This window comes from Telmatocola sphagniphila, assembly GCF_018398935.1.
Taxonomy (GTDB): Bacteria; Planctomycetota; Planctomycetia; order Gemmatales; family Gemmataceae; genus Telmatocola; species Telmatocola sphagniphila.
Window position 1 is genome coordinate 1,321,070 of sequence record NZ_CP074694.1, and the last position, 24,350, is coordinate 1,345,419.

Here is a 24,350-nt window from a genome sequence, read left to right on the forward strand (position 1 = left end):
TCGGAACGAGCCGGCCAGAAATTTCGAAGCTTTGCGCAAGAAAAAGCCGTTAGGTGGAATGGGGAGGATAGGCGGTAATGACACTGCCGACGAATATTCATTTGGCCAATTGCTGGGTCTTCACATTAGTCTCCGTCGGATGCACGTTGACCGGACGATCCCTTCTGGCACTCGCCGCCCCCAGGTACGCAAGATGTCGATTGGAGGATTGGCTGCTTTCCGCCTTCTGCGGGACCTCGCTCTGGATGCTGGTTCTGGGATCGCTTTGTCACAGCGGCTTCACCATTGCTCAAATCCGACTACCCGTCGGTGCGTTATTCCTGCTAATTTTTCTGGCAGCCGTTGGTATGCACAGATCTGCATTTTTTTTGCGCCTGCCGAGTCTGGCCTCGCTTTTTTTAATCTACATCCTCGGCAATTTGATGTGTCTTCTGCTTTGGGAACGATTTCAAAACGGAGGGTGGTATCCGATTTTCAACGACGCCAGCATTTATGCTAACTGCAGCACTTGGTTGCAGTACCATGCTTTTTCTCGGGCGGTCGATCCATTTGCACCTCACAACCCCATGAGCCAATCGATTGAGGAATTTCAGGAGTGCGGTTACCGCATGGGTGGAACATTCTTTCTGGCCTTCGTAAGTAGTTGGTTTCCCAGAAATGATACCTTCGAGGTCTTAAAACCGGTTGCCCTCTGGTGTCTGGTTCTCAACTTTGCCGGTATTTATTTGCTCGCCCGCTGGGGAATACGCTTGAATCGCTGCGGGGCGGCACTGGCCGCCGCAATAGCACATGCTTTGCCGAACCCGCTTTATCTGGCTGAAGAATATAATTTCATGCCGCAGCTTCTGGGAACATCTTTGCTCATGGTCAGTCTGGCCGTTTTGAACCGCACCCGCGTACCGTCCCGTTGGAATTTTCAGTCCGCTGTGGTTATCGCATTACTCGTCGCCGGAGTAATATCGGTCTACAGCGAATTTGCTCCCATTCTGGCAGTGGTGGCATTCTGTCACTTGCTGCTCTTGGGTACTCTGGCTTATCGAAAGCAGGAGGGAGCAAAGTTAAGTCGATTCTTTGCCGTGACGATTTTGCTTTTACTTGTGCTAGGAAATTACGAGTGGATTCGCGCCGTTCGGGCGCAATTCAATCTGGTACAGGTGGCAGTGGGCTTTGAGATTAACTGGTCTAGAAATCAGTGGTTAAACTTCATCAGCGGTGTGGATTGGAACGATCCGGAGTTCGCAAACGTAATTCCAATAGAAGTGACCTGGATTGTTTTATTTCTAATGGTCCTGGGGCTAGTCGGATCTCTGAAAAATTCCTTTAGCACCGTGTTGATGGCAACTCTGACCTTCGCGGGTTTAGCTTTATATTTTGCATTGATCGCTATTGACCCCAGCACGGGGCTGATTGGACATCGTTGGAGTTGTTTCAAAATCGTGAAATGGAGTTTTCCACTCCTTTGTGTACTGACAGCAAATGGTTTGAGCCTTATTGGATACTCATTGAATCTGAAATATCGAAGGTGGGCAGGGTGGCTTGCAATACTCGCGCTGGCATCCGTTAACCTGCAACATACATTTCCTCAGGTTGCTAGAATCATGAAAAAGCAGAGCGACCTGATGTGCCGTCATCTGGGAGTACCGCAGCCGCGATTGTTTTTCGGAGATGCGAAAACAAAGATTCGAAATTCGAAAGCGTCGTCGGTTTATCTGGTTCGCGCTCCCAAGGATCACTGGCCGCATAGTTTTGTGCCGTACCTTTGCTGGCCCAAACCGATGGCGAATGCCTGGCCGGGAAGTAATTTTTTAGGGAGTAATCTCAACCACGATTATCTTCAAGAATCGCCCGGTGAGATTGGGAGCCATACGCTCTATCTGATGTGGTTCCCCCCCAGTTTCACTGCGGATTTCGATGTAATTGCCGGGAATCTCGTCAAGCTTCGGAAGGTGCAACCTTACTTCTTCGATCTGGCGTTCGGCTCTTCGAAGGATTCGGACCAATTGACGGGGAATCTCTTTGTTCCCGTTGCGGGCAAGTTTAATTGCGAGTTTCGAATCCGAGGCGGGGAAGAAGGGGAGTTGCAACATTTCCGAATTGAGATTTTTGCCAAAGCTCCGACGAGTGTGAGTAATCTAAAACCGATTAGGACTTGCGATGTGGAATTTGAGGGCAAACTAGGCCGATGTAATATTCAGGTTGAACAAGGAATTTGGGATGCTCGAGTCACTTCCTTCTCCTCCTCAAAGCGGCGCGTGCAAAACTTCAAAGAACTCGAAATCGTCTGGAATCCCACAAACGAACAAACCGGTGAGATTGTCCCACCGGTTCATTGAGTTTTAAGTTATTCGGATCGCTCAGTCGCCGCGTAATTTGATACCGAGTTCCGTCAATTTCTCTCGGATTTCAGTCAATGAAGTCTGACCGAAGTTCTTGGCTTCCAACAACTCATCGGCGGTACGGGAGACGAGTTCGCCGATGGTCAGAATCGATAGACGATTCATGCACTTGCGTGCCCGAACCGACAAGTTGAGATCGCTGACCGGCTTGTTCATCATCGCCTGCTCTTCCGGCGACAACTGCTGCTGCGGCCGGTAGCGCATTTCATACTGCATGCCCTGTTCAAGGGACTGGCCGATTCTCAGGCCTTTGGCGCCCATGATGTTCTTAATTTCGTCGAGCGATGTCTCGCCGAAATTCTTACTGGCCAGAAGGCTGGCTTCGGTGATACGGGTCAAATCGCCGAGCGTTCGAATTCCCATCTTCTTCAGACAGTTCCGGCTGCGAACGGAGAGTTCGAAATCGGTTACCGGAACTTCCAGTACCTGCCGGAAGATCGTCGAGGATTGTTCTTCCTCGGGATTGTAATGCATCGTCAGCGAAGCGGACGCATCCTTCAGGAATAACCGCGCACGATCATCGTTGGGATCGGCCTGAAGTAACCGATTGAAGCATTCGACGGCTTTATCGTACTTGGCGTTGTCTTCGTAAAGAACGCCGAGGTTATTCAGCGTGCCTTTGTGTACCGGTGGATACTTCAAGCAACGTTCGTAGAAGCTGATGGCTTCGTGGTCGTTGCCCGAAAGATCGTTGAAGTAGCCGAGTTGGAAGAGGGCACCGGTATGACCGGGATCGAATTCAATCGCTTTTTCAAGCGATTTCAGAGCTTTAGCCTTGTCCCCTTCCGCCAGGGTGCACAGTGCACTCTGGTAGTGGAATTCCGCGCTGTGGCTGGCGAGTTCTTCCAGTTTGCTCAAAATTGATCGGGCGTGAGTCCAATCGCCTTTCAAGCGATAGACGTTTGCCCGTTGCAGTTGAACTTGTGGGGCGGAATAGCCCGATTTCTCCGCTCGATCCAGGGCTTTCAAAGCTTCTTCGTGCTGCTGCAGATTCGCCAGTGCGCGGCCGTGGTAGAAATATCCCAAGGGCACTTCTGCGTGCTTGAGATTTTCGGCCGATTGATTCATGAAACCGAGGAAATAATTGGCAATACCCAACTTAAGGTGGAGTTTTTTTGCCACGGCTGGGGGCGAAGATTCGATCTTCTTGGCCAGTAGTTGAGTCACTTCCCGCAGACTCTTGAATTGGTTGCCGCCCTGGGCTAAGCCCTCGCGCAATTTCTGCACGGTTCCGGCATCGCAATCTTCCCGTTCGACCAATAGAGCTTTCAAATCGATCACGGCATCCACGTATATTTTCTCCGCAAGGTGCGCACCTTCACTGCAAGACATTCTTATATCAATTGAAGGCATAAGGGCAAGGTCGGCTAGTCCTTAAACAAGCGAAGTTTTTGATGCCAATTCCGTGGGGAGTTTTAGCGAGATAGTTCGATGAGTCCTCCGCGCCGGAGCTTTTCGCTCGGCCGAACGCATACTTCTATTTTTCAAACATTCTTCCTTTCCGCGAATAGCTCTCGGCGTTTTATCGGATCGGGACATCCGGATCCCGACTTCAGTCGGTCGAACGATCAGCACCTCAGTGCTTTCAGTAGTCGGAAGAAGATTGGCAAGTGCGGGTTCCAGCCGAGCAATCGATAGACGATGCGGCCGGCCTTCCGGACGATCTGACAAGGCAGAAGCATGAACGCATTGAGGAAGGTTTTGAATTCCATTTTCAAAACCGACTGCTTCTGGTCCCGATGCTTTTCCCGCCAGCGACCAGGAGTTTCCGGCAACGTCAAGGCCCACCAGGCTTTCAAGTTCCAGGCCAGGGAGGCCATCACCATGTACGCCCAATTGCTTTCCAGATCGTGCAGCGGCGCGTGCAAGGCCCGGCAACCGCCCTTGAGCTGCGCTATCAGATTTTCCTGATTGCAGCGATCGTTGGCTTCGTAGACGACTTCCGCGGCCGTGCACTCCCGGTCGTTGGTGATGTAGAAGAAATAGCGTTCGTCCGGATACAGAACGGATTCGCCTTTTTCCACGGAAAGATTCTTGCGAATCACCACCAGGCGATACGCCCTTCGGCAAGCGGTCGGTTGGTACTCGAACTCGGCCACCGCTTCGGAGATCAACTTCACATTTACGAATTCCCGCTCTTGGACGATCCGCTCCTTGGTGTTTTCCCGTCGGTGTCGCAACTTCGCTTTCGCCGAGTATTGCGCGGGACGCTCGAGCTTGTGCCAAGCCGCTTCCGGCAGGTTTTCCGCGATTGCTTCGAGGTTTTGCTTCGAATCGTAGCCGAAATAAAAGCGTACCTTGGCGTTGGCATCCCAGCCGTCGAGGCGAGTGGTCTGCGAGAAATCGGTGTCGCCGCGAAAGACGATCCTGCGAAAGCCCGCTTGAAGGCACAGCAAAAGAGCCCGGTCGAGTTCGACCGCGGCCCCTTCGTGCGAAGGGCGATTGCCGGGACGGTTGACGATGCTCAGCGTCTCACCGGTGTTCGCCAGGGTCACCGCCAGGGGGTGGTAACACCAGTCTCTGTTATAGTTGATGTCCATCCCCGCTTTACGCTCGCCACGCGTTTGGGTAAAGCTGCCGTCGGCGTCGATCTTCGCGCATTCCCAAAAGGAATCGGGTTGCTTCGACCAGACGCGTAAACGGGTCTGGTTGAAAGCGTCGATCAAAGCCTGGATGCTGCCACTATCGAAGCGTCGACAAAAGTCGCCCGAAGTAGTCGGGTCGGGAAAACGCTGAGTGCCCAAGGCGTTGAGAAAGTTTTCGTCCGTGCGACGCAGTTCCATGTCTTGCAGGCAGGTACCCCCGCAAAGGGAATTGTAAGCGATGGCCAATACGTGGTCCGATTCCGAGTAAGGCCTTTGAAATTGGAGCAGATGCAACTTCTCGTCGATGTCGTCGATCAGTCCGATACGCCGGGCCAGAAGGTGCATGGCCCCGAGGCCTCCGCAACTGATCGCCCCCACGCGTTCGGAGACTTCGTAATGAATGTTGGAGGCGTCGAAAGAAGGAGCGAAGGTCATCGCGGCCTCTCGCTTAGCCAGACGACGTTCGATTCGACTCTTGCATTTTTGAAACCAACGTCCGAAAATAACATTCACTCGAAACTCCTTTTTGCGACTGTCGATTTGTTAAGCGGTTACTTACACAAACCGCAGAAAACAAAAAGGATTTCGAGCTTTCTTCGATAAATCGAAACAATTCCCCAAAAAACTACGCTGTTTTAAGGGCTAGTTCGAACGCTTAAATCTTTAAGTTCTTAAGATTGTTAGGTGAATTTTTGCAGATTTAATCAAACCTTCTTTAGAATAAGACTTAATTCTCAGAAAAAAATCCATCATTTCATATATTTTCTTTTTAAGAAAATGGTTTGAAAGATGAAATCCTCCCGAGTTCCCGCCGAGTTGCCTGCTTTTTATGCCAACGCCCTGCCTGGCTTGGAAAGTATAGCCGCGGACGAAATCCAACGCGATCTGGGTGGTGAGATCAAGCGGACCGAAAGGGGCTTGATAGTCTTCAAACTCGAACATCTCGATGAATCGATTCTGAATCTTCGAACTACCGAAGATGTTTTCATTCTGGCTTGGGGCACTGACGCCCTGACCCATCGGGCCATCGATTTGAAGTCCATTACCCATTGGAGTCGCAAGCCGGACTGGAAGCGACTGCTCAGTCTGCATCATTCGGTTCAACCGAAAACTAAAGGGAAACCGAGCTATCGGTTTGTCTGTCAGATGCAGGGGACGCATGTCTACCAGCGTAAACAAGCCTTAAAAGCCATGGCCGAGGGCATCCGAGAGACCGATGCAATTCCAGCAAGCTGGAAAATGGTGGAGGAGAATGGCTGGTTGGAAATCTGGCTATCCATTCACAAGGAAAGGGCAGTATGTGGGATTCGTCTATCGGATCGCACGATGCGTCATCGGACCTACAAAACGGAGCATATGCCCGCTTCATTGCGCCCGACTGTAGCGGCTGCAATGGTCCGGCTGGCAGGGGCCGCCCCCGGAATGACCGTGTTGGATCCCATGTGTGGCGCGGGAACGATTTTGGCGGAGCAAATTGAATTATCCAAGCTGCGTAGGGCCGGACGGATCGAAACTTGGGGCGGTGACTTGGACATGAATATGTTGCGGGCGGCAGTGACCAACCTGAAAAAGTTGGGGCCTTGTCTTCTCGCTCGCTGGGATGCCACCAAACTCCCTTTCGGCGCCAGTTCCGTTGAAAGAATCATCTGTAACCCACCGTTCGGCAAGCAAATTAGCGATCCGGAATCGATCAAGCCGCTGTACAGATATTTCATCAAGGAATGTAATCGCGTTCTGAAACCCGGTGGTCGGGTGGTGTTGCTCGTTTCGGATCAACCGGCACTACGTGAGGCCATCGAACATACCTCCTGGTCGGCCACCCGGCAATATTCTGTGGAAATTCTAGGGCAGGGTGCTACGATCAGTGTCTGGCAGAAACCTGCGTAGAATTGTACATTAACGAAAACCATATCTATTTTTTGTCTGTAGGACCGAGGTGGATAGATGCCGCTTTATCGCTGCCCGGAATGCAAAACGACCCTGAAGAAAAAAGAACCTGTTGAACCGGGCAAGAAGCTCAAGTGTCCCAAATGTGCTACTATTTTCGCGGCCAAACCGATAGCCGAAGAACCGGAACCCGCTTCGACGCCTAAAGCGGCAACTCCTCCCAAAGTAGAGAAGAAATCGGAAAATCTGCCTCAAAATCTGACAGAGGCTCAGATCAAAATCCGCAAAGCCATGGCGGAGGAGGAAGAAGAATCGGCCGGTGTTTATTTGACCAAGCATGAAGTGGAAAAAGTCCTCGAAGATGTTAACTACGGCAGTCTCCGCGATAAGTATTTCAAAAGCAAAAAAGGTCCGGCGATGGCCATGACCATCAAAGCTTCGAATTATCTGATCTTTTGGGGCGTGATTCTCGGTATTTTGGGTCTGGCCACCATTGTATTTGCCGCCTGGCCTTACATTTTCGACTCGGGAACGGGAAAACGGATGTCTCGGTCCGAAAACGTCTACCAGATCATCGTGGGCTCATCGGGGTTTCTGTGTATGATCGTGGCCACGATCATTTGCTGGGGAGCTTCAAAACTTCAAAACCTGGAATCGTATGTCTTGGCTTGGATCGGTGCAATTCTGGGGCTGCCGGTTGGCGTTTATGCGATTTACATTTTAACCCGACCGGAAGTGAAAGAAGGCTTTGAGGAAGTGGCCGAAGGAGAAGTGCAGTAAGCGCTGACCATGTTAAACTTTGAATATTTTGTCTCCAATCTTAAATCCCGGATTAAATCGCCCATCCTTGTGATCCTGGGTTCGCCCCGTTTGGTCTGCGATCTGGCAACGCACTTCCCGGAATTTTCGATTTCGAACTTTCAGCTCGATCTGCATCAGACCCAGAAGCTGGAAATCGAAGCGGAATCCCGAAATTTGAAGATCCAGGTTTTCACCAAACCCGATCTTTGGGATGTTCCTGAAAAGTATCCCACGGTTCTGTTTCCGGTGATGAAGCATGGCGAGCGGGAATTGAAACTCGACATGCTGGAACAGTCGATTCAAGTACTGGAACAAGGGGGGATGCTGGCCTCACTTTCCGAATACGAACGGGATTCGCTCCTGCCCAAATGGCACAAGAAAATCTACGGTAAGTGCAGCTCGATTCCTGCTCAGGACGATTGCAGTCTGTTCTGGTCGTTCAAAGACACAGAACCTACTCGGCGACGTCATGAAATTGTTTTTCACGCGAGAATAAAAGACGGGCCCTCGAGGGTGTTTCGAAGCTGGCCCGGAGTTTTTTCCTACGGCCGCATGGATGATGGGGCTCGCGCGTTGCTGGATTGTGCGGAGATCCGCGAGAACGATGCTGTACTCGATCTCGGCTGCGGCATCGGTACGAACGGGATCCTGATCTCACATCTGACGAATGGACCGATCACTTTCGTGGATAGCAATGTCCGGGCTTGCGAATTGACGAGGATCAATGCCGAGGCCAGCGAGCTCAAAAGGTTCCAGGTTCTGGCATCCTCGACACAGGTGGAATTGGAGCCCAATAGTCAGGATGTTGTGTTGGCGAACCCACCGTATTATGGCCAGTCGCTGATCGTCCAGAAGTTTCTGGAGACTTCGCACGCACTCCTTAAACCAGGGGGCCGGCTTTATCTGGTGACCAAGATGATCAATGAAGTCGGGGCGATGGCGACGCAATTTTATCCGGAAGCCACATACGACGAAACACGAGGCTATAACGTGATTAAGGGAATCAAGGAATGACGGTTGAAGAAGTCATTTCCATCCTGAAACTTCAACCGCATCCCGTGGAAGGTGGATTTTTTCGGGAAATTTACCGCAGTTCGCTGATAATCCCGAAATCCGCTTTGCCGGATAATCCTGGAGATAGGTCACTCTGCACAACAATTTATTACCTGCTAACGGCCAAAACGGTATCCGAATTGCATCAATTACCAACTGCTGAAATTTTTCATTTTTATTTGGGCAGTCCGGTCGAGATGCTGCAATTGAGCCTTGATGGGGAGAGTCGCCGAGTCTACCTCGGTACCGATTTGAAATCCGGTCAGGTCCCTCAACTGGTTGTTCCCGGTGGCGTTTGGCAAGGAAGTCACTTATGCGCTGGGGGAGAATTTGCACTTTTAGGTGCAACCATGGCCCCGGGCTTTGATTACGCGGACTATACTTCCGGTAACCGAAAAGAGCTTCTCACGCTGTTCCCGGCCGAAGCCGAGTTGATCAAAAAATTGACTCCCGGACAGGACTAGATTCGAGTCGAAGCCTCAGAGCGTTTTCAAATACTCAAGTACCGCTTTTCTTTCACCTTCTGTCAAATCGTCTCCAAAAGTATGGCCGCGGTTCGATCGGCCCGGTTTCGAAGTGTCGTAATATTTTCGTTGCTCGAAGACTGAAATAGACATCGGGATCGATTTCACTTCCGTAATTTTCCAGCCGACTTTATCCCGATCGTAATCGGCTTCGTTGGTTTCGAAGGAACGCGTGAACAATTTTGGCCGTACGTCGGATTTTAAAAGAGCGTAAAGGGTGGGAACGGAGCCATTGTGAAGGTAGGGGGCCGTAGCCCAGATGCCATCCAGCGGCGGGGCTTGATAACCTTTAGTCTGAGTCACCAGATAGCCATCACCCTTTTCTTTTGAGAACCAGCTTTCGTTATAGGCTTCGCCAAACTTGGCCGTGATCCCATCGAACCTTTTGCGGTCAGTTCCAATTTGTTCGATGGGAATGATCTTGTTCGGATAGGTCCATTTTTCGCCATAGGTGCCATGGCACTTCGCGCAATTCTCGTTGAAGACAAGCCCGCCTTTGTCTGCCAATTTCTGATCTATGGGAAACGGGTACTTGGGAGCTTCGACCGATTTGATGAAGGCGTCGATATCCTGGAACGCTTTCTCGTGCCTCTCGAAATCGGCTCTGCTGACCAAAGGACTCATCATGAACTGCATCTTGGATCGGACGGATCGGGCGTCGGCTCCCCCCGTATAGTACATCGTCTGCTTTTTCTTCAGAATCCACCAGGCCGGAACGTCCTCGCAAAGGTCGTCGTGCAGCCCCAGATCTTTGCGGCTAGATCGTAATTTCAGATCTGGTTCCCGGTAACCGAGAAGATAGACCCCCATGCCGCCCGCCTCGTTCGTGCCCCGAGCATTGCTGAATGTAAAAGGTAATTTGGTTTTTCGACCCTCGGCCAGATTCAAATCCTCGAATAGCGCATGCACATCCAGACTTGAGTTTCCCAATCCGATATAGCTCTTACCCAGGATAGACCCGGCATGACATACCATGCAATCGATCGTCAGTCCCTCTATGAGGAAACTCGCCTTGCGAAGTCCCATGGGCAACTCGCCATTTTTAAACGGAGCCGAATGCAGGCCATATCGCTTCTGAACTTCGCCCTGATAGTTGGCTGGCTTCTCTTTAGCCTCCCAGACTTTCCAAAGTTTGTCGTAACTGCTGTAGGACCAGAGTGGCGGTACGAAAGGGGTTTCAGTCAGAGCTTTGTAACCTCGGTCGACTGAGGAATCTGGAGCTTTTGGCTCGGCCGCGAAAGTTGCGGAGTTGTCGAAGATCGGGATTGCTGCAAAGGCCAGGTAAAGCAAAAGTCGAAGCATGATCGAAATCCTGGAGCGAATTCTTTCTTCTATTGTAGACCGACTCAGAAGACTGGTCGATAACTGGAAGATAACTGTTGACTCGCCTGTGTTCCATGTTATTGGAGTTCGGAGTTTAACTGCAAAGTTGAAAAGGGGGATAGGATGATTCGATTTATGTTTCTTTCCGCTGCCGTGCTTTGCTGCATGAGCACTCGATCTCAAGCTCAAAATCTGACTCAAACGCCAAACCTTCCTGCTCAGAGTACCGTGAACACGAGTTCGTTCAACAACTCGTCTAACAACGTTTCGGGTGTCTCGACCAGTCCGGGATTCTTCACGCGTCTGTACCGAAGTGTCTGGGGATCATCCTCATCGACCATTCAAACGGGCTCGAGTACATTTCCTGGCCCAGCGCCGACAAACACTCTGAAAGTTCTGGGGCCATTGCCTCCGATCATGGGAACTACGACTTCGTTTCCGATTCCTGTCGTCCCAGGAACTCTGGGACCGGTTGCTCTACCCAAGAGCGGGACAGGGAACTAGACGATATGAGCCGCTGGTCGTCTAAAGCTGCAATTCGGCTAACTATACATAACATTGATTATCGGACGTAAGAGTTGGGGTTTGCGGACATCACTCGGCCGCTCGGCCAAAACACCCAACGTCCGATAATGAATCTTATGTTCAATTAGATCTGCATTTTCATCGAGAAATAACGACAGCTCGATTATTGCTGGCTTGAGACTTCAAGTCGGCTTATCATGTCGTTCATGCTTCAACCCGCACTTATCAACGCCGGTATGGTCGGTCTCGGAATGATCTTCGACGAGACCTATCGACCCTTTTTCGAAAGCTGCCACGAAGCGCCGATTTTCGATCGCCGAGTCGGCTCTGTGGATCTTCGTCTGGTCAGTGTGGCTACCCGGACAGGTACTCGCGCAGATCAGCTGATGAAGTGTTGGTCCGCGGCTTCCCGACCCGTCTTTGAAAGTTTTGCAGGGAGCGATTCGGTCGATCGGTTGCTTGCCTCCGACGTACATGCAGTGTGCATCGCAACTCCCGACGACAGACATTTCGAACCAGCCAGGAAAGCTCTGCAGGCGGGTAAGCATGTGCTGATCGAGAAGCCCGCTGTTCTGAATCTTTCGGAACTGGATGAGCTGGTCGAGTTAGCCGGCAAACGGCAGGTTCTTTGCAAGATCGTTTACCACAAACTGCTAGACCCCGATCACAAGAAGCTTCGCACGCTGTATCGGGATGGGGTGCTCCAACACGTCAATAATGGTTACTGCTCTTTGCTGGAGCCGAAGTCGATTAGCACGGGTCAGTTCGCCGAATGGATATCCGGCCGTAATCCGGCGAGTTACGTGGCCGTGCACTATCTGAAACTGATTGATTTCACCTTCGGGCCAGATTGGCGACTCAAGCGAATTCATGCCACCGGGCAAAGAGGAATCGTCGGCTCCTCCAACGGGAGCACTTGGGACTCGGTTCAACTGCAAGTGACTTACGAGTATCCGGACGCCCGAGAAGCGACTTTCGACATTCATACCAGTTGGGTGACTCCGGATAATTTCCCCGGCTATGTGGATCAGGAAGTGCAGTTCCGTTTCGACAACAGTATCTGGCTGGCCCATCAGAGGAAAAGAGGCGTCGAACTGGCGATCGAAGGAAGGACTCCCCAGGACTTCAAGAACACTCCTAACTATCACTACAACGGCAGCTTCCTGGAGCCTTGGGGGGAACGCTGCCAGCGCGGTTATGGCATCGAAGTGATCAGCCGTTTCTTCCAGGAAGTCGGGTATGTGGAGTTCGGTACCAGAGCCCAACGTACCGACCGACTAGCGGAAATGCGCTCGCTGACCTACAACGACGTATCAGCGGATCGGAACTGCGTGGCCATCGTGCAAGCTCTGGAAGCGCTCTTAACGCGGCTTGCGTCTGGGGATGCCGGGTCCTGGGTGGAAGTCAACGGCAGCTTGGGAGGTCTGGTCCTCTTCTCGAGAAACAGATCCCCAGAAGTTCTGTACTCACCGGCGGTATAATTTCACTGAAGCGGACCTCTCTCATGCAACCGATTCATCATCTCGGCGAGGAAATTTCTAATGCTCGGCGGGATCAGTTAATCCAACTCGAAGCGCGCTCGCAACGGACATTTACTCCGTCGCAGGCCGTGATCGCCCGAAGTGCCGGCGTCTTTCATTGGACTCCGGAAGGGAAGAAGCTCTTCGATTTCACTTCGGGGGTGCTTGTCGCCAACCTCGGTCACAATCCGAATTCTTGGATGCGGCGATTCTACCGATACATGAACTGGCCGGAGAGTTTCTCAAACGCATCCTCCTTCTTCGAAGCGGTACCAATGACGGCTTACAACGGGGTCACACCCATCGAAATGGAAGCCAGCCAGAGATTGATCGAGTTCACAAAGAATCGGCCGGGAGGGTCGCGTCTTAATCAGGTGATGTGGGCCGCTTCGGGTTCCGAGGCGATTCAGAAAGCCCTCTGGGCCGCGATGGCCCGGGATAAGAATCGGCCGATGATTCTAGCCACCCGATTCGGGTTTCACGGCAAGAAAGGGCTCGCCAATGCCGTTACCGGTTCCGAGCAGGATTCAGAACGAGATCCTCGCGTGCGATTTATTTCCTTTCCGATGCAGGAGTGCGCGGATGTTTCGAAGCGCGAGGATGAGATCGATCTGCGCCCCTTCCGACACGAATTGCACGAACTGTGGGACCAGTTCGATCATAAAATCGGTGTGATGATCACCGAGCCCTATCTGGGAGGCGGTGGTTCCTATCATCCGCAAAAATCCTATCTGCAAATGCTCCAGGCCTTCTGTCACCAGCACGACCTCATTTTCATTCTCGATGAAGTGCAGTCGAATTTCGGCCGTACAGGAAAAATGTTTGCTTATGAAACTTACGGACTCGAACCGGATATGGTGGTGCTGGGCAAAGGTTTGGGAAATGGTGTACCGGTGGCGGCGGTTTTAGGTCGAGGCGATATTTTCTCCTCTTTGCAGTACGGCGAAGCCTCCGACACATGGAGCGCGAACCCCCTGAATTGTGCTTCCGTTTTGGCCACTCTCGATGAATTTGAAGAACGCGACGTCCTTGGGCCAATGCAGGAAGTTTCGAAGTTCATTGAAGCTGGCTTGATTGAACTCAAAAAATTCCCCTTCGTAGAACATGTAAGAGGAGAGCAGGGAGGTATGGTCTGGGGTTTGGAATTCCGACCCCACGCTAACTTATCGGGCGGCGAGTGGGCTAATCGTTTTGTGCTGGAAGGATACCTGGGAGATGGCGGTACCACGCCAGGAGTACATCTTCTCGGCCCTCTGGCGAAAAAAGTGGTTCGCATCTCCCCTCCTCTGGTTATAACACAAGAAGAGGCGTCCAACGCCATGGCGATTCTCCATCGCGCGGCCCAGCGCATGAATTCGGAAACATGATCGAACAAATAGTAGACCTGATTGCCAATAACCTGGGGCTTTACGGCTTCGAAGTTCGCTCTTTCTGGGCGATCATCATGGTTTGCACGATTAGCGGAATGGTGGGTTCGCTAGTCGTCGGCAATCGAATGGCTTTTTTCAGCGATGCGATGGCTCACTGTGCCTTTGCGGGGATCGGTCTGGGCGCTTTAGTCGCACTTTACTTCGGCGGTCAGTTGGATCGATATCAGTTCATGATTCCGCTGATTATGGTCTTTTTCGGGGCTCTGCTTGGCATAGGAATCGATTATGTGCGGGAGAAGACCACATTAGCCAGCGATACGGTGATTGGTGTCTTTTTTGCCGGTGCCATTGGGTTTGGGGCAATAATCGTAACGGCCCTTCAGAAGAAAAATAAGATTAACCCCGAGGATTTTTTGTTCGGTAGTCCCCTGTTCGTCAAGGACTTTGATATCTGGTATCTGCTTATTCTGCTTGGTCTTACCATCGCCCTACTCTGCTTTCGCTACAACTACTTCCTGCTTGAGACCTTCAATGTTTCGCTGGCGCGTTCCCGGCGCATTCCGGTCCGAGTCGATCAAATTTTGTTAATCGTTCTTTTAGCGATGATCGTGAATTTGTCGATTTGCGCGGTCGGGATGCTTTTGATCAATGCAATGCTTATAGTACCTGCAGCCTGCGCGAGCAATTTGGCCCGTAACATGCGGCAATTCTTCTGGTATAGTACTACTATCAGTTTGAGTGCCGGTCTCATTGGCTTGATGATCAGCCGGAAAGTCAGCATCCCCTATGGGTCCGATCGGCTGGAATTCGGTCCCAGCGGGGTTATCGTTATCGTTTGCGTCTTCTTTTTCTTCGCCTCGGCCTTGTGGAAGAATGCCCGAGATTATCAGATGAATCAAAGATGAGTGACCCGGTGCTCCGATGAACCTGCCGGATAAACAACGCGTAGTAACATAACGCTATTTTTCGCCTCACTGAAGAGACGCCGTGGAACAGACACTTAACGACTTCGTAATTCTCTTCACTTCCATTCTCTGGGAAGCTTTCCCGTTCGTCGTGCTGGGAGCATTCATCGCCGGCTTCCTCGAGGAGATGGTGCCGCAACAGGCGATCACCAAGGTCATCCCGAAAAATAAGTATGTAGCAATCGCGATCGGCAGCCTTCTGGGGTTGGTGTTCCCGATGTGCGAATGCGGCATCGTACCGGTTATGCGTCGCTTGCTTCGTAAGGGGTTGCCGCTGGCGGTTTGCGTCGCATACATGCTTGCAGGTCCGATTATCAATGTGATTGTGATTTTGAGTACTCGGGAAGCCTTCCTTAGACACGAAATGGCCTTCCAGATGGTGGCTTTCCGAGTGGGAATGGGTTTCGTGGTCGCTTGCATTACCGCTCTGGTCGTCGATCGGCTTGTTGAGCGGGTGGGAGTAACTAATCTATTGACTCCCCTGGCGATTCCCCAAGGTATGGTCGGGCTTGAAACCAGCCACACGGTGCACCCTGCCGAGTTTCGGGCGGGAGAACGACGACCTGTACTAATTCGACTGGCGAACATCTCGGAAACCTCGCTGCACGATTTCGTGGATATCATGGTCTACCTGACTTTGGGAGCTTTAATCTCCGCATTCTGCCGAATCATTCTGACTCAGGAAGACATCGGTTCGGTGGCAAATTCTCTGCCCTTTTTGGCTATTCTCGCCATGATGGCTCTGGCGATTCTGCTTTGCTTATGCAGTGAAGCCGACGCGTTCGTGGCTGCGAGCTTCACCAGTATGCCCCCTTCCACGAAAATCGCCTTTTTAGTCCTCGGTCCTATGTTCGATCTGAAGCTGCTGTTGATGTACACGCGAGTGTTTCGACGGAAGTTGATCCTCACCATTGTCTCCACGGTTATAATTCAAGTATTCGTATATTGCATGATCGTGCATTATGTGGTGCCGCAGTCCTTCTTCACACCACCGCCCTCTACCGCTAGTCTGGAAGGAAAGTAAGTTATGGCACACAACCACTCCCACGGTGAAAAAACCGTTTCCTTTTATGTTGATCAACTTTTTTCGGTCGCAGCCTGCGGTCTGACGGCGATCACCGCCGTCATGCTCGTACGCGGTTCGGCTTTAGAAAGAGTCCTGGTTAAAGACTTCAGCCCCTGGGTTCTGGGAGGGGGAATTCTGCTTGCGGTTCTGGTATTCTTCCGCATGGTCGGCATCATGTTGACGGTGAACGCCACCGCTGAAAAAGACGCGGAGGAAGAAACCTCCCAGGATCGCGATCACGGACATAGCCACAGCCATTCTCACAGCCATGGCGAGGGTGAGGAATGCCAGACAGATCATGGCCACAGTCACGCTGAACATTCCCATGCTGCGGATCCCGCAGAAGATGCGGGCCATGCTGATCACGATCATGGAGCTTCTATTTGGCGATATGTTGTATTGTTACTGCCATTTACATTGTTTTGTCTTGATCTTCCCAAGAAGGGATTCAGTCGGGAGTACATGGATAAACAGCTTAACAACGGGCAGCAGTTGGATCCCATCGAGCGTAAGAAGGCCGTCGAAGGCAAGCCGATACAGTTGCAGTTCAACGAATTGTCCCGGGCGGCCATTTTTCCGCAGTCTCGCGATAAATTCGCGGGTCGCAAAGGGATTCTCAGGGGACAATACAACAAAATCAACGACAAAGAGTTTGCCCTCTTCAAGATGGATATCAAGTGCTGTCAGGCCGATGCGGTGCCGATTAAAGCTAGAATTATTTGTGCGGAAGTCATCCAGAACAACTGGAAAATGGGTGAATGGGTAGAGGTCGAAGGTGAGATTCAATTCGTCCAGGTGAAAGACAAGCCGAACGAATGGGTTCCCGTTCTCTTCCTCGACAAAGAATCTCAGATCAAGCCCACCGTTCCTGAGAACTAAATGAGCTTCTCTGGACTTTAGCAACTGATTGCGATAGGAACAACAATAGCTTGTTCCTCCTCCCTGCGCAGGATGGCCAATTTATGAGAAACCGATTTGGACTTGCTTCCCTGATTTTACTTGTATCAACGAATCTCTTTGCAGCTTGCCCGTTCTGCTCCACCTCCGGAAAAACGTTCTCCGACGAAGTCCGACAGGCTCAGCTCATCCTCTTCGGCACGATGAAAAATGCCAAAAAGGATCCTAAGGAGTTCGGCAAAGGTACCACCGATCTGCATATCGAAGTTCTGATCAAAGATGATAATTACATCAAAGATCAGAAAGTCATTACCCTGCCCCGTTATCTACCGGAAACCGATCCTGATAAGCCGACCAAATGGCTGGTTTTCTGCGAAATCTATAAGGGGCAAATCGACCCTTACCGCGGCATACCGGTCAGCAATAACAGCAAAGTCGCGGAGTATCTGCAAGGAGCTCAAAAACTTCTGGATAAAGATCCCGTTACCAAACTTCAATTCTATTTCAAATATCTCGACTCGGATGAGAACGATATCGCGAACGACGCCCTGATGGAATTCGGTAACGCGGACTACAAAGATGTGCGGAATGCGGCGAAGTACTTCTCCGCCAAGTCACTGGCCAAATGGCTGACCGATGAAAATACCCATCCTTCCCGCCTGGGTTTGTACGGCTCCCTGCTGGGAGATTGCGGCGATCCGAAAATTCATTCGGAGATTTTCAAGAAAATCCTTTCTGATCCTAAAAGGCGACCTGTCACTGGCTTGGACGGAATTATCGCCGGTTATGCCATGCTGAATCCGAAAGAAGGCATCCAATTCCTTCAGAAACTTTTCTACGATCAAAAACAGCAGACGCTGGCAACCGGATTATTCCCGTCCGCGGTGAGTGGGGTTTGGGATGAAAAGAATCCTGGGCGGGAAGAATTCCTCACCCGTTATGCGGGGCTGCGAGCTGTCCGATTTTTTGCACTCTACCGCCCCGATCTGCTCAATAAGAAGCAGACCATCGAGCTTCTGATGCCGTTGTTGTTCGAAGACGACATTTGCGACCTAGTGATGGACGATTTCCGAAAAATGGAATGCTGGGAGTACGCGGATGCGATTCTTCGGCTGTACGAGAACCCGCTCTTCGTTTCCACGGCGGTAGTTCGGCGAGCAATTATCCGCTTTGCCTTAAAAGTACCGAATAATCCAAAGGCTGTGTCGTTTATCAAGGCACGCCGGGCAGAAGACGCCGATCTGGTACAAAGCGTGGAAGAGCTTCTGGATCAGGAAAAACCGGCGGCTTCCGCCCCGGAAGTAAAGAAATAAATTGGCGTGACGTGAAATAAAAAGCTCTCCGCTTTATCGGAGGGCTTTTTTTATGCGCTCACCGGGACAGGCTTTGGAGCCAGGCTCCTTAGGACTTTGGCCGTGTGAATCACCTGATCCCGGGAAATATCGAGATGGGTGCAGGCTCGTAATGTATTCGGCCCCATTTGGGAGACCCAAACCCCCTGCTCTTTCAGTTTCTCAAACGCAACTTTGCCGCCGCCCAGGGAATCGGATACTTCGAACCAAACCAGATTCGTTTCTACTTTCGGATATTCGAGTTTCAGCCCCGGTGTGGCATTGATCGCCTCCACAAGAATTTGGGCATTTTTGTGATCTTCTTCGAGTCTGTGGAAATTATTATCCAGTGCGTAAATCGCCGCAGCGGCTATGATGCCCGCTTGCCGCATGCCCCCGCCGAATAGTTTGCGGATTCGCTTGGATTTGGCGACGAATTCCTTACTGCCTAACAACATGGACCCGATCGGTGTTCCCATGCCTTTGCTGAAGCAGACCGACAGGGTGTCGAAATGGCTGGCCCAGGTTTTGCCGCTGATGCCGGAGGCAATGATCGCATTCCAGATCCGGGCGCCGTCCAGATGTCGCGCCAGTCCATTAGCGACCGCCCACTGGGATATCGCTTCAATTTTTTCGATTGGGTAGACCCGGCCGCCGCCGCGGTTATGAGTATTCTCCAAACAGACTAACCGGGTGCGGACATAATGATCGTTGGCCGGGCGAATTTTCCCTTCGAGCTGGGCTAAATCCAGGATGCCGTAATCCCCATCGAGGGTTCGGCAGCTCACTCCCGAGAGGACCGCTGGGCCGCCCGCTTCCCACGTGTAGATATGGCAGGTGGTTTCGCAAAGCAGCTCATCGCCCGGTTGAGTATGGGCTTTCACGCAAATCTGATTGGACATGGTTCCGGAAGGAACCAGCAGTCCCGCTTCCTTGCCGAACAGCTCGGCCACGCGTTCCTGCAGTTTGTTGATGGTTGGGTCTTCGCCGAAGACGTCGTCTCCCACCTCAGCGTTAGCCATGGCGGCTCGCATTCCGGGGGTCGGCTTAGTGGCGGTATCGGAGCGCAGGTCAATCTTGTTCATGCCATTTTTGTATGAAAAATGGCTTCTGCGATCTGCTTGAAGTGCTTTCGAATTTCTATTTTTTCTCGGTCCGTTCGTTGCGAATGAACCAGCGCTGACCGATTTTCACCACGAAGATTTTGCGATCTTTGAAATCCTTCTGGGAAAACATGGCCACGTCCCCCTGCTCGGCCAATTCCCCTTCTCGGGCGATAATCCGAATGGATCGGTACAGGTCGGGATCCTCTTTCAGTTTGGCCTTGGCGACTTCGACTAATTCGGAGAAGCTGGCATTAGAGTTGCGCATCCGTGACTCTATGAAACTGGGATCGGTCAGATGTGCGAGCAGATACTCTACTCTCCCCTGCTGTAATGCCTTGACTACCGAATTGAGCAGTTCCTTGGGTTCGGATTGCGGATAGAGTTCAACGTTCGGCAATACTCCGAATCGGGTCTGTACGATCTCTTTCTCTTTTTTCTCCTGGGCAGCAAGAGGAAGACTCGCCAGTACAAGCATTATTATCGTTGCGACTGATCGCATAGGAATTCTTCTCCCAGCTTCTCCGCCTGCACGGAGATCCAAATATCGAACCTAGCCTGCTAAAAATATCGTCCACCTACCCTGTTGAACGCGATAGAATTGCAGAATGGCTGCGAATACATTTGGCGAACAGTTTCGGGTTACAACGGCCGGGGTAAGTCACGGGCCTGGTTATGTGGCTATCGTAGATGGCTGCCCGGCTGGACTGCCTCTTTCCGTCGAAGATTTGCTTCCCGACCTGGAACGGCGGCGACCCGGACAATCGAAAATCGTCACTCAACGCGACGAAAGCGACCGGCCGGAAATTCTTTCGGGGATCTTCGAAGGAAAAACCGATGGCACCCCCATCGGGATCCTGTTTCGAAACGAAGACCAGAAGAGCAGGGATTACTCGGATATCGTCGATAAATATCGTCCGGGACATGCCGATTTTACCTTTGATGCTAAGTTCGGCTTTCGGGACCATCGGGGTGGTGGCCGGAGCAGTGCCCGGGAGACGATCTGTCGTGTGGCCGCTGGCGCCATCGCGAAGAAAATTTTAGCCCTGAAAAATATCCGGATCGTTGGTTATGTGAAACAGGTCGGCCCCATCCAGGCTGAGATTCCCGATCCCACGGCGGTAACTCTGGAGCAAGTGGAGGCTAATCCCGTGCGCTGTCCTGTTTCAGAAACGGCCACGAAGATGATCGAACTCATCGAAGCGGTTCGTAAGGATCGCGATTCGATTGGTGGCATCTGCGAGTTAGTCGCGGTGAACGTTCCGGCGGGACTGGGAGAACCGGTTTTCGATAAGTTAAAAGCTGATCTGGGGAAGGCTCTACTTTCTCTTCCGGCCGTTACCGCTTTCGAATACGGTAACGGCTTCGCGAGTGCTCTGCTTCGAGGGAGCGAGAATAACGATATCTTCGTCAAAAAGAACGATCGGATAGGTACATCCTCGAATCGTCACGGCGGTATTCTTGGTGGCATCAGTTCCGGGGAGCCGATAGTGGTTCGCGTAGCCATTAAACCGACGAGCAGTCTTTCCCGGAATCAGCCTACGGTTGACAAGCAGGGAGAAGCGACCGAGATTCTGACTCGGGGGCGACATGATCCCTGCTTGTTGCCTCGGTTTGTTCCGATGGGGGAGGCTATGATCGCACTGGTTCTCGTGGACCATCTCCTGCGACAACAAACAAAACGGATCGAGAGCTTGGATTGAGGCCAGGTATGACCGCTGCGAAAAAAATCAGGATATCCGTTCAGGAATATTTGGATCAGGAAGAAAAAACTCTTTCGAAGAATGAGTTTATCGAAGGTCGACTTGTCGCGACGGCCGGTTCGAGTCCAACTCATAACCTCATCGCTGTCAATTGTGCTTCGGTGGCCTGGTTTGCTCTAAAAAACAAAAACTGCAGAGTTTTCAACAGCGATCAGAGGGTGAAATCCAAATCAGGTCATGCTTTCGTCTATCCGGATATCAGTATCGTTTGCGGCACTCCGGAATTGGATTCGCGTGGGAATTTATCGAATCCGAAAGTGATTTTCGAAGTGCTATCCGATTCGACGGAGAAACATGACCGTTCCTAGAAATTCGATATCTACAGCCAACTGGAATCGCTCGAACAGTATCTTCTGATACATCAGGATCAACCGCGACTGGAGATCTTTACCAAGCGGCAAAATTCACTGTGGTCTTTTAGCTTGATTACAGATCTCCTCCAGCACGTATTACTGGAGAGTCTCGAAGTCGCATTGCCAATGTCCGAGATCTATCAGAAAGTGGAATTTCTGACAGATCTCGCATGAGTTCTCCTTAACTTACGCTTCTCAGAGCTTTGCGAATTTCGGCTTCTACTTCGGTGATCGGAATTCTCCGCTGTTGAAGCGTATCCCGGTCTCGGATAGTCACCGAGTCATTCTGCAGAGTTTCTCCATCGATGGTGATACAGAACGGCGTGCCAATCTCATCCTGACGGCGATAACGGCGGCCCACTGCTCCGGAATCGTCGTACTCGACTTTAAAGCACTGCTTGAGTTCGCGATAGAGTTTCTCGGCTTTCTCCGGCATGCCATCCTTCTTAACCAACGGCAGAATCGCGGCCTTGACCGGAGCCAGCCGGGGATGGAATTTCATTACCAGACGCTCTTCCAAGTTGCCCTTAGAGTCCGGTTGCTTATCTTCGGTGTAGGCTTCGCAAAGCACCGCAAGCGTGAATCGATCCGCGCCGGCACTCGGCTCGATGACGTGTGGGACATACTGGTATTTTTCAATCTCTTCTGCGGCGGGATTGCCCTTCAGCCATTCCTTGAAGCTGTTGGTTTTCCGACCGGCCGCATCCTTGCTCCATGCTTCTTCATCGAAGTAAGAGAGATCCTTGCCGCTATGCTTCATGTGAGCATTGAGGTCGAATGCTCCTCGGTGCGCTACCCCTTCCAACTCTTGAGGTTCCTCACTGAAGGGGAACATATATTCGATGTCGGTAGTCCCAATCGAATAATGGGCTAACTCCTCTTTACCCTGCTCCCGGGGTTTGAGGTTGCCGGATTTAATGCCAAGCGTGGAATACCACTTCTTTCGCAGATCCCGCCAGTACTCGTACCATTTCATCGATTCGGAAGGATGGCAGAAGAACTCGATCTCCATCTGCTCGAATTCGCGGGAACGAAACGTGTAGTTTCGCGGGTTGATTTCATTCCGGAAAGCTTTTCCAATTTGAGCCATACCGAACGGCAATTTCACTCGGGAACTATCGAGGACGTTCTTGAAATTTACGAACATCCCTTGGGCAGTTTCGGGACGAAGGTAAACTTTGTTAGCGTCGTCCTTGATCGCACCAGCATGACTCTCAAACATCAAATTGAATGCGCGGGGCTCGGTGAGCATGCCTTCTTCATCACAAGTTGGACAACGGAATTTCATTCTTCCCTCTTCGTTTAAATCGCCGAATGCTATGGGCTTAGGCCAAACATCGATAACTCCATTTGCCTTCTGCCATCTCTCAAGCTTTTTTGCATTTAATTCAAGGATTTGTTGAGGACTCCCAAGTCCCGAGATTAAAGTTTTTTCCCCATTTGGGAAAATAATTGTGAATGATAAAAGATGATCTGCTCTAAATCTTCCTCGGCAAGCTTTGCAATCAACCATGGGATCGGAAAACCCGCCGACATGCCCAGAAGCCTCCCACACTTTAGGGTTCATAATTTGAGCGCAATCCAGACCCACCATCGTAATTTCCTGGCCGTCCGGGCCCGGCGGCGGGTTGCGGACCATGTCCTGCCACCAGGCGTCCTTAATATTCTTCTTCAGTTCGCAGCCCAGCGGACCATAATCCCAGAAGCCGTTGATCCCGCCGTAGATTTCGCTGGATTGAAAGATGAATCCCCGCCGACGGCAAAGGGCGACCAGTTTCTCCATGTCCATGAGCAGTCTTCCTGTGTGTTCCAATTATCTCAGGTCATGATACGTTTCACTTCGAGAACATCCAGCGCGTGAGCGTGATGCCTAGTATCAAAAGAGAGGCGGCCCGCCAGAGAAGTTCGGGCTCCCAAAGTGTCTGGCGAATGCGCCTCCGGAACTTGGATCTCGCCCGCCGCTTTTGCCGTAAACGTTGGTATTCGATCTCTTCCGCCTGCAGTTGTCCTTCGAGCGTTCTCAGAGTTTGGGTGATATCGCGGTTGATATCCTGCAACTGGTTGGCGACCAGATAGTCCAACGAGGGAAACCGGGAGAGAATTTTGGTAATGGACAATAAGCGATCGCCCTGCCCCGCCCATTCGATCTGCGGCCAAAAGGGATGAGTCCATGCCTGATTGATCTGCGTGCACGTATACTGCAGCATGCGGGTTTGCTTCTCTTCGAAGCTCCGACGGGCCGACAGTTGAAGCATCGCCTGAAACTGCCGGAGTAGTCGAATTAGTCGACGTAAGAAGCTTCTTTTCTGACAAGGTAATCGCCGCGGATCTTTTGGAGCGTTGTCTATTCTCTGCAATGCGACCGAGGCCGCATTTTCAACTTGATCGAACGCCGTCTGAACCTGGCGCGCAACCAGCAGCGAATCTTCTTGGGTCAGATCGATTTCATGACTAATCTGGCTCTGAGATTCTGTGACGAGTTTGGCGATGGGTAGATTCGAGGGTTTCGGTGTCTCCTTGGGGGCTTCCGGTCTGCGTAAACCGAGTGATCTTTCATATTTTGTGCGCTGGGCGGAATCACAGAGGCAGACCATAGCCTGGGCAAGCAGGTTCATACCCTCTGTGACTTGCTCGGGGTACTTAAGTTGATAGTTGCGAAGGAGTTCCATTCTCTCGAAGACTCTAGCTTCAATATCCGCGGCTGTTCCTTCCCCGATTTCCAGTCCCACCAGACGAAAATAGTCGGGCGGCCAGGGGGTCGTCGAGATCTTCAGCCATTTTGCGAGCGGGGTGACATCCATACCTTCGCTATTTTCTCCCATTTGCCAGCCTGAAGGGGATCTCTCAAGCGGTCCATCTTGTTATTATTCCTCAAACAGGATATAAGC

21 protein-coding genes are annotated in these 24,350 nt (G+C 51.5%); 14 read left to right on the forward strand and 7 right to left on the reverse strand.

Features of this window, described 5'->3' with window-relative positions; translation table 11 throughout:
• Window positions 1-77 precede the first annotated feature (77 nt).
• Window positions 78-2,333 (forward strand): hypothetical protein, encoded by a 2,256-nt coding sequence (locus KIH39_RS05555; protein ID WP_213498270.1) that lies wholly within the window; start codon window positions 78-80, stop codon window positions 2,331-2,333.
• 21 nt (window positions 2,334-2,354) lie between these two features.
• On the opposite strand, the gene KIH39_RS05560 is transcribed toward KIH39_RS05555, so the two are convergent.
• Window positions 2,355-3,686 carry a DNA-directed RNA polymerase subunit alpha C-terminal domain-containing protein gene (locus KIH39_RS05560; protein WP_213498271.1) on the reverse strand — a complete coding sequence of 444 codons (1,332 nt, stop codon included), beginning with the start codon at window positions 3,684-3,686 and terminating at the stop codon, window positions 2,355-2,357.
• A 278-nt stretch (window positions 3,687-3,964) separates the two neighbouring features.
• Window positions 3,965-5,494, reverse strand: coding sequence for an IS1380 family transposase (locus KIH39_RS05565; protein WP_213493799.1), 1,530 nt, complete (start codon window positions 5,492-5,494; stop codon window positions 3,965-3,967).
• Between the two features lie 276 nt (window positions 5,495-5,770).
• Here KIH39_RS05565 and KIH39_RS05570 point away from each other — a divergent pair, with 276 nt between their 5' ends.
• The 4 genes from KIH39_RS05570 to KIH39_RS05585 are packed head-to-tail and all read left to right on the forward strand — an operon-like array spanning window position 5,771 to window position 9,186.
• Window positions 5,771-6,868, forward strand: a complete 1,098-nt coding sequence (locus KIH39_RS05570) for a methyltransferase domain-containing protein (RefSeq protein ID WP_213498272.1) — start codon at window positions 5,771-5,773, stop codon at window positions 6,866-6,868.
• A 57-nt stretch (window positions 6,869-6,925) separates the two neighbouring features.
• Window positions 6,926-7,648 carry a hypothetical protein gene (locus tag KIH39_RS05575; RefSeq protein WP_213498273.1) on the forward strand — a complete coding sequence of 241 codons (723 nt, stop codon included), beginning with the start codon at window positions 6,926-6,928 and terminating at the stop codon, window positions 7,646-7,648.
• 9 nt (window positions 7,649-7,657) lie between these two features.
• Entirely contained in the window at window positions 7,658-8,683 is a 1,026-nt protein-coding gene (locus KIH39_RS05580; RefSeq protein ID WP_213498274.1) for a class I SAM-dependent methyltransferase, read from the forward strand.
• On the forward strand, window positions 8,680-9,186 hold the full coding sequence (locus KIH39_RS05585; protein WP_213498275.1) for a cupin domain-containing protein: 507 nt from the start codon (window positions 8,680-8,682) through the stop codon (window positions 9,184-9,186). The genes KIH39_RS05580 and KIH39_RS05585 overlap by 4 nt, the downstream gene beginning before the upstream one ends.
• Before the next feature lie 15 nt (window positions 9,187-9,201).
• On the opposite strand, the gene KIH39_RS05590 is transcribed toward KIH39_RS05585, so the two are convergent.
• A complete protein-coding gene (locus KIH39_RS05590) occupies window positions 9,202-10,548 on the reverse strand; it encodes a c-type cytochrome (RefSeq protein WP_246539549.1) in 1,347 nt (448 codons plus the stop codon).
• 144 nt (window positions 10,549-10,692) lie between these two features.
• Between KIH39_RS05590 and KIH39_RS05595 the strand changes: the two genes are divergently transcribed.
• The 7 genes from KIH39_RS05595 (at window position 10,693) to KIH39_RS05625 (ending at window position 18,225) form a co-directional block, all read left to right on the forward strand.
• On the forward strand, window positions 10,693-11,073 hold the full coding sequence (locus tag KIH39_RS05595) for a hypothetical protein (protein ID WP_213498276.1): 381 nt from the start codon (window positions 10,693-10,695) through the stop codon (window positions 11,071-11,073).
• A gap of 218 nt (window positions 11,074-11,291) precedes the next feature.
• Window positions 11,292-12,575 (forward strand): Gfo/Idh/MocA family protein, encoded by a 1,284-nt coding sequence (locus KIH39_RS05600; RefSeq protein WP_246539550.1) that lies wholly within the window; start codon window positions 11,292-11,294, stop codon window positions 12,573-12,575.
• A 23-nt stretch (window positions 12,576-12,598) separates the two neighbouring features.
• On the forward strand, window positions 12,599-13,981 hold the full coding sequence (locus KIH39_RS05605; RefSeq protein WP_213498277.1) for an aminotransferase class III-fold pyridoxal phosphate-dependent enzyme: 1,383 nt from the start codon (window positions 12,599-12,601) through the stop codon (window positions 13,979-13,981).
• On the forward strand, window positions 13,978-14,889 hold the full coding sequence (locus KIH39_RS05610) for a metal ABC transporter permease (protein WP_213498278.1): 912 nt from the start codon (window positions 13,978-13,980) through the stop codon (window positions 14,887-14,889). The genes KIH39_RS05605 and KIH39_RS05610 overlap by 4 nt, the downstream gene beginning before the upstream one ends.
• An 82-nt stretch (window positions 14,890-14,971) precedes the next feature.
• Window positions 14,972-15,973 carry a permease gene (locus KIH39_RS05615; protein ID WP_213498279.1) on the forward strand — a complete coding sequence of 334 codons (1,002 nt, stop codon included), beginning with the start codon at window positions 14,972-14,974 and terminating at the stop codon, window positions 15,971-15,973.
• A gap of 3 nt (window positions 15,974-15,976) precedes the next feature.
• A complete protein-coding gene (locus KIH39_RS05620) occupies window positions 15,977-16,894 on the forward strand; it encodes a TIGR03943 family putative permease subunit (RefSeq protein WP_213498280.1) in 918 nt (305 codons plus the stop codon).
• An 83-nt stretch (window positions 16,895-16,977) separates the two neighbouring features.
• Complete coding sequence (locus KIH39_RS05625; RefSeq protein ID WP_213498281.1) at window positions 16,978-18,225, forward strand: hypothetical protein; 1,248 nt, start codon at window positions 16,978-16,980, stop codon at window positions 18,223-18,225.
• 50 nt (window positions 18,226-18,275) lie between these two features.
• On the opposite strand, the gene KIH39_RS05630 is transcribed toward KIH39_RS05625, so the two are convergent.
• Both KIH39_RS05630 and KIH39_RS05635 read right to left on the reverse strand, forming a co-directional pair.
• A complete protein-coding gene (locus KIH39_RS05630) occupies window positions 18,276-19,328 on the reverse strand; it encodes a threonine aldolase family protein (protein ID WP_213498282.1) in 1,053 nt (350 codons plus the stop codon).
• A 55-nt stretch (window positions 19,329-19,383) separates the two neighbouring features.
• On the reverse strand, window positions 19,384-19,848 hold the full coding sequence (locus tag KIH39_RS05635) for a hypothetical protein (RefSeq protein ID WP_213498283.1): 465 nt from the start codon (window positions 19,846-19,848) through the stop codon (window positions 19,384-19,386).
• A 106-nt stretch (window positions 19,849-19,954) separates the two neighbouring features.
• Here KIH39_RS05635 and aroC point away from each other — a divergent pair, with 106 nt between their 5' ends.
• On the forward strand, window positions 19,955-21,049 hold the full coding sequence (gene aroC / locus KIH39_RS05640) for a chorismate synthase (RefSeq protein ID WP_213498284.1): 1,095 nt from the start codon (window positions 19,955-19,957) through the stop codon (window positions 21,047-21,049).
• Between the two features lie 8 nt (window positions 21,050-21,057).
• Window positions 21,058-21,417, forward strand: coding sequence for a Uma2 family endonuclease (locus tag KIH39_RS05645; protein WP_213498285.1), 360 nt, complete (start codon window positions 21,058-21,060; stop codon window positions 21,415-21,417).
• A 226-nt stretch (window positions 21,418-21,643) separates the two neighbouring features.
• Here KIH39_RS05645 and KIH39_RS05650 read toward each other — a convergent pair whose 3' ends face one another.
• Together KIH39_RS05650 and KIH39_RS05655 are read right to left on the reverse strand one after the other, a co-directional pair.
• Window positions 21,644-23,251, reverse strand: coding sequence for a glycine--tRNA ligase (locus KIH39_RS05650; protein WP_213498286.1), 1,608 nt, complete (start codon window positions 23,249-23,251; stop codon window positions 21,644-21,646).
• A gap of 46 nt (window positions 23,252-23,297) precedes the next feature.
• Window positions 23,298-24,263, reverse strand: a complete 966-nt coding sequence (locus KIH39_RS05655; protein ID WP_213498287.1) for a hypothetical protein — start codon at window positions 24,261-24,263, stop codon at window positions 23,298-23,300.
• Window positions 24,264-24,350: the final 87 nt, after the last annotated feature.

Bases quoted from the DNA above. Each gene is read 5' to 3' on its own strand.
- KIH39_RS05555 (WP_213498270.1), top strand. From the start codon at position 78: ATGACACTGCCGACGAATATTCATTTGGCCAATTGCTGGGTCTTCACA.
- KIH39_RS05570 (WP_213498272.1), top strand. From the start codon at position 5,771: ATGAAATCCTCCCGAGTTCCCGCCGAGTTGCCTGCTTTTTATGCCAAC.
- KIH39_RS05575 (WP_213498273.1), top strand. From the start codon at position 6,926: ATGCCGCTTTATCGCTGCCCGGAATGCAAAACGACCCTGAAGAAAAAA.
- KIH39_RS05580 (WP_213498274.1), top strand. From the start codon at position 7,658: ATGTTAAACTTTGAATATTTTGTCTCCAATCTTAAATCCCGGATTAAA.
- KIH39_RS05585 (WP_213498275.1), top strand. From the start codon at position 8,680: ATGACGGTTGAAGAAGTCATTTCCATCCTGAAACTTCAACCGCATCCC.
- KIH39_RS05590 (WP_246539549.1), bottom strand. From the start codon at position 10,548: ATGCTTCGACTTTTGCTTTACCTGGCCTTTGCAGCAATCCCGATCTTC.
- KIH39_RS05595 (WP_213498276.1), top strand. From the start codon at position 10,693: ATGATTCGATTTATGTTTCTTTCCGCTGCCGTGCTTTGCTGCATGAGC.
- KIH39_RS05600 (WP_246539550.1), top strand. From the start codon at position 11,292: ATGTCGTTCATGCTTCAACCCGCACTTATCAACGCCGGTATGGTCGGT.
- KIH39_RS05605 (WP_213498277.1), top strand. From the start codon at position 12,599: ATGCAACCGATTCATCATCTCGGCGAGGAAATTTCTAATGCTCGGCGG.
- KIH39_RS05610 (WP_213498278.1), top strand. From the start codon at position 13,978: ATGATCGAACAAATAGTAGACCTGATTGCCAATAACCTGGGGCTTTAC.
- KIH39_RS05620 (WP_213498280.1), top strand. From the start codon at position 15,977: ATGGCACACAACCACTCCCACGGTGAAAAAACCGTTTCCTTTTATGTT.
- KIH39_RS05625 (WP_213498281.1), top strand. From the start codon at position 16,978: ATGAGAAACCGATTTGGACTTGCTTCCCTGATTTTACTTGTATCAACG.
- KIH39_RS05630 (WP_213498282.1), bottom strand. From the start codon at position 19,328: ATGAACAAGATTGACCTGCGCTCCGATACCGCCACTAAGCCGACCCCC.
- KIH39_RS05635 (WP_213498283.1), bottom strand. From the start codon at position 19,848: ATGCGATCAGTCGCAACGATAATAATGCTTGTACTGGCGAGTCTTCCT.
- aroC (WP_213498284.1), top strand. From the start codon at position 19,955: ATGGCTGCGAATACATTTGGCGAACAGTTTCGGGTTACAACGGCCGGG.
- KIH39_RS05645 (WP_213498285.1), top strand. From the start codon at position 21,058: ATGACCGCTGCGAAAAAAATCAGGATATCCGTTCAGGAATATTTGGAT.
- KIH39_RS05650 (WP_213498286.1), bottom strand. From the start codon at position 23,251: ATGGACATGGAGAAACTGGTCGCCCTTTGCCGTCGGCGGGGATTCATC.
- KIH39_RS05655 (WP_213498287.1), bottom strand. From the start codon at position 24,263: ATGGATGTCACCCCGCTCGCAAAATGGCTGAAGATCTCGACGACCCCC.